The organism is Candidatus Cardinium sp. cByotN1 (assembly GCF_022810525.1).
GTDB lineage: Bacteria > Bacteroidota > Bacteroidia > Cytophagales > Amoebophilaceae > Cardinium.
Genome location: NZ_JAACGG010000113.1, coordinates 1 through 4,881, shown reverse-complemented (window position 1 = coordinate 4,881; position 4,881 = coordinate 1). Strand labels below are relative to the sequence as shown.

At 38.0% G+C, this 4,881-nt stretch carries 3 protein-coding genes; 1 reads left to right on the top strand and 2 read right to left on the bottom strand.

What is annotated here, in order from left to right; translation table 11 throughout:
- Nucleotides 1–291: 291 nt before the first annotated feature.
- Nucleotides 292–1,830, bottom strand: coding sequence for a YifB family Mg chelatase-like AAA ATPase (locus tag MUW73_RS03125; protein ID WP_243018738.1), 1,539 nt, complete (start codon nucleotides 1,828–1,830; stop codon nucleotides 292–294).
- Between the two features lie 73 nt (nucleotides 1,831–1,903).
- Nucleotides 1,904–3,193, bottom strand: a complete 1,290-nt coding sequence (gene tyrS, locus MUW73_RS03120) for a tyrosine--tRNA ligase (RefSeq protein ID WP_243575247.1) — start codon at nucleotides 3,191–3,193, stop codon at nucleotides 1,904–1,906.
- Nucleotides 3,194–3,523: 330 nt separating this feature from the next.
- Between tyrS and MUW73_RS03115 the strand changes: the two genes are divergently transcribed.
- Nucleotides 3,524–4,732: a hypothetical protein gene (locus MUW73_RS03115; protein WP_243018736.1), complete on the top strand. Its 1,209-nt coding sequence runs from the start codon at nucleotides 3,524–3,526 to the stop codon at nucleotides 4,730–4,732.
- The last annotated feature ends 149 nt before the right edge of the window (nucleotides 4,733–4,881 follow it).

The following is a 4,881-nucleotide window of genomic DNA, read 5'->3' as shown; positions in this document are numbered from 1 at the left end:
TACCAGTTTTTTCGTTTCCGTTCACCACTATGGCTTATACTAGGAAAAAAACGCGCCCTTTGAAAAAAGTGCGATCAGAAAGCGCAGTTTACAGATGAAAAGAAAAACAGTTGCCGGGATGAATTGCAGGTAGGCTCCTGTTTTTCCAGCTGTAAACGAAGCTTGCAGTAACTTTTTTCATTAGCGCTTGATTGTTTGGCTACTTTTTGATCAAGCAAAAAGTAGCTTTAAAAAATTCATTTTTTAACAGTGTCAGGAACAGCTAACAAAAAATGTAGTTAACAATTCATTTTAATTACCCCATCCCTCTCGGTCTAAGCTACGGTATTGAATAGCTTCTGCTAAGTGCAGCTCCGATATATTTTCACTTCCTGCCAAATCAGCAATTGTTCTGGCTACTTTTAAAATTCTTTCGTAGGCCCTTGCCGAGAGTCCTAACCTTTCCATAGCTATCTGCAATAGCTTTTGTCCGGCCTTTGAAATAGGACAAAACACTTTAGTCATGGTAGAGGACATTCGGGCATTGGTATAGAGTTGTACATGACCTTGAAAACGTTTTGCCTGTATTTTTCTTGCTTCAACGACACGTGCTCGAATCAGCTGACTGGCTTCATTTCTTTTCGAAGCAGTCAGCTCTTCAAAGAGTACAGGTACTACTTCTACATGGAGATCTATTCTATCTAATAATGGTCCGCTCACCTTATTGAGATAGCGTTGTACACTAACCGTACTACAAACACATTCTTTTGCAGGATGGTTGTAATAGCCACAAGGACAAGGATTCATACTTGCAATAAGCATAAAGTTAGCAGGGAACTCAATAGAAAACTTAGCCCTTGCAATCACTACTTTTCCATCTTCTAAAGGTTGGCGCATGACTTCCAATACGCTCCGTTTAAACTCTGGTAATTCATCTAAAAAAAGAATCCCATGATGGGCCAAAGAAATTTCACCCGGTTGCGGAAAGGTCCCCCCTCCTACTAATGCTACATCGCTAATCGTATGATGAGGTGCGCGAAAAGGTCTTGTCGACAATAAGCCATAACTACTATCCATGCGGCCTGTTACAGAATAGATCTTAGTGGTTTCTAGTGTTTCAGCTAAAGTAAAAGGAGGCAAAATAGAGGGCAAACGCTTAGCCAACATCGTTTTACCTGCTCCAGGAGGCCCAATCATAATAACATTGTGGCCACCAGCTGCTGCAATTTCCAAGGCTCTTTTGATATTTTCTTGTCCTTGGACATCTGCAAAATCCACTGCATAAGCATCTGACTGCGCTTCAAAAAGTTTACGTGTGTCTACTTCTACAGGGTGAATGGTGCGTTCTCCTGCCAAGAATGCAATTGCTTCTGTAATATGGTTCACGGCAATGACCTCTATTTTACTTACAATCCCACCCTCTGGCCCATTCTTTTCTGGCACAATGATACCCTGAAATCCATTTTTATGCGCTTCAATAGCAATCGGCAATACCCCTTTTACCGGCCTGAGCACGCCATCTAGTGCCAATTCACCCATAACGATATAGTTGGCTAATCGAGATAAGTTATATTGTTCTGAGGCATGTAAAATAGATAAAGCAATGGGTAAGTCATAAGAGGCGCCTTCCTTGCGTATATCGGCTGGTGCAAGGTTTACAATGACACGCTGGCGAGGCATGGTACATTTAATCTGCTTTAATACCGATTCTATGCGGTGTTGACTCTCTTTAATGGCACTATCTGGCAACCCTACCATAAATAGGCTGGTTCCATTCACAATGCTTACTTCTATGGATATAATAAAAGCATTTACACCATATACGGCACTGCTGAAAGATTTAGTGACCATTTTTTATAAAAAAATATGAGCCTTGGAGAGAAACACTACTGCTGCTGATCATAAGCATTGCTCAGAAAAAAACTTATTCCACAACAATAAGGTAATAATTTTTTTTCCCTTTTTGTATCAATAGATAACGATCATGTAACAAAGTAAAATCAGGTTTTTGGTAAGGATCTCTTAACAATACCTTATTTACCTTGATACCAGCTGAGGCTATTATGCGTCTTGCTTCTGATTTAGAAGGCATAATTATATTATTTGTAGCAACAGATAATAAAGAAACGATGGAGTCTACGTCACTTAAGGCAGTTCTTGTAATAGTCACCTTAGGTATAGTGGCACAAACATTTAATAACGCATCTTCGCTTAGGGCATAGAGCGCATCTGCTGAAGCAGTATGACCAAAAAGAATAGTGCTGCAGACTATGGCTTGGTTACAGGACTCTTCTGAATGAACCATGGTGGTTACCATCTTGGCTAAGGTTTGCTGTAATAGCCTTGTTTCAGGCTTAGCCTGATGAGCCAAGATCATGGCTTCTACCTCCTCTTGTTTACAACAAGCAAAAATTTTAATCAATTTTTCTGCTTCATGATCTGTAGCATTCAATAAAAACTGATACATTTCATAAGGAGAGGTTTGGGCTGGATCTAGCCATATATTTTTGCCAGCAGTTGTCTTGCCAAACTTTGTGCCATCCGAACGCGTAAGCAGAGGAGCAGTTAGTGCAAATGCTTGATATTGTGACTTTTTATGAATAAGCTCTACACCGGTGGTTAAATTACCCCATTGATCAGATCCCCCCATTTGTAGGGTTACATTTTTATGTAGATAGAGATAATAAAAATCATATCCTTGTAATAGTTGATAAGCAAATTCGGTATAAGAAATACCGGTTTCTATGCGTTGTTTTACGCTATCTTTAGCCATCATATAGCCAATAGGTATATGTTTACCTACCTCACGCAAAAAACCTAGAAACGAGAAATCTTTAAACCAATCAAAATTATTTAACAAGAGAGCCTTGTTTGGACCAGTAGAAAAATCTAAAAACTTTTCTAATTGCTTGGCAATAGAGGCCTCATTGTAACGCAATACTTCTTCCGTTAAAAAGGTACGCTCTTGGCTACGTCCAGAGGGATCTCCAATCATGCCCGTAGCACCACCTACTAGTGCAATAGGTTGGTGCCCTGCTTCTTGGAAGTGCTTTAATAGCATAATAGTCACCAAATTGCCCAAATGTAAAGAAGGGGCAGAAGGGTCAAAACCAACATATCCGGTAGTCATACCTTTAGCCAGATGCTGGACTATACCTGGAACCATATCATGGATCATACCACGCCAGGTTAAGCTGGCTATAAAATCTTTCATGTAATCAAAAAATAAACTATCCTAAGGTAGTTAATCTTAAAAAGAATCACAATAGAATGCGCTTATAATCCACTTATGCTGATGCATTCTCTTAAGAGGAGTGGAGCATAAAATTGTTTAACCAAATTATTTTATGTAAGTTAAAATAGTAAAAAACATATTACTCAAGCTAAGTTTAGCATGGTTGTTAACTTTATTTATGCTGATAGCTTTGCAGGAAAGATGCAGTGCAAGATCCCAATCTAATAGATGCAATTTGGCCAACGGATCGATGTATAGATTACTAAAAGTAGCGTTTCGAACGCAACGCTGTTAAAAAATAATGCTGCTATGGCTACTATTTTCAATAACTCTTTAGTCATATATGGGGGTTTTGCAGCTCTGCTACTTGTTGTAGATAGTATATCGTGTCAATGTAAAAACGCAGAAGCTTGTAAGAAGACTAATCCTGTTCTTGAAGCAACAGAAAAAAAATCCTGCCCTACACAGCATACTCCTATTGCTTCTAATGAACCGGCAACTATTCAAAAATGGGCTGAAATAAATCCTCAAGGCAATCTTGCCAACTCAAGTAATGATTCTCTAAAAATGGAAGAGCCTCATCAGGATGAAAGCTCGATGGGCCAATTGGCAGAAAATATTCAGCCAAGTTTTACCTTAAAAGACATTACCATACATATAGGAGAAAAGCAATCCCATATGTTAGAAGTAGCTGGCGTAACAGCAGGGTATAACATTAAATCTATTTCAGTAAGCCAAAATCGTATTTACTATACAAAACAATTTGGGGTAGAGCGGTTTAATAATCAACCTATCCCAACTTCTGGTTTACCTATTACGCTAACTACCGACTCAACTCTAAAAGCTGGTGTTTATGAGCTAAAAATTAAAATAGGGAAAATAGGAAAAAATAGTAAAAATACAGAACAATGGGTAACATGTATGATTTATGTTATCAAAGATGAAGAAAAAGTTCAAGATACATCAAAAATTGAAAAACAAAATAAATCATCTCATACACCTAGTAAAACACAAAACATACCAGGATTACAGAGTGAAACAATACACCATATGGGTTCAATCATAGAAAATGAGCCAGATACTGCTAAAAATAAAGAGGCCGATCTGACCCAAGGTCATACTACACCGACTCAACCCAGTTTTAGCTTACAGGATATTACAATGCAAGCAGGTACCCAGCAACCTAGCTTGCTACAAGCAACCGGTAACACAGAAGGCTATAGTGTTAAGTCTATTTCAGTAAGTCAAAATAGACTAAGTAAAGCTATATACTATACCAAAAAATTTGGGTTAGAGATATTTAACAATAAGCCTATACCATCTTCTGGCCTCCCTATCATACTCACTGCTGATTCGACCTTACAAGCTGGTTCTTACCAATTAAAAATTAAAATAGGTCAAACAGGCAAGGGTAGTCAAAGAACAGAACAATGGGTAACATCTACGATCTATATTATTCAAGATCAGCCTAAAAAAGAAGAATTGACTGTCAATCAAGAGGATGCCGCTAAGGAATAGTAACAGAAAATATTAGTTTCCGTTCACCCAATGGCGTCAACTTAAGGAATTTTTAATTATTTTTATTTGATTATAAGTTTTTTTTATCTTACTTTTTTCTTGATAAGAAGTAAGCAAAAAATCAAGCCCTGGTAAAAAGTTGCGGAAAG

Bases quoted from the DNA above. Each gene is read 5' to 3' on its own strand.
- MUW73_RS03115 (WP_243018736.1), top strand. From the start codon at position 3,524: ATGGCTACTATTTTCAATAACTCTTTAGTCATATATGGGGGTTTTGCA.
- MUW73_RS03125 (WP_243018738.1), bottom strand. From the start codon at position 1,830: ATGGTCACTAAATCTTTCAGCAGTGCCGTATATGGTGTAAATGCTTTT.
- tyrS (WP_243575247.1), bottom strand. From the start codon at position 3,193: ATGAAAGATTTTATAGCCAGCTTAACCTGGCGTGGTATGATCCATGAT.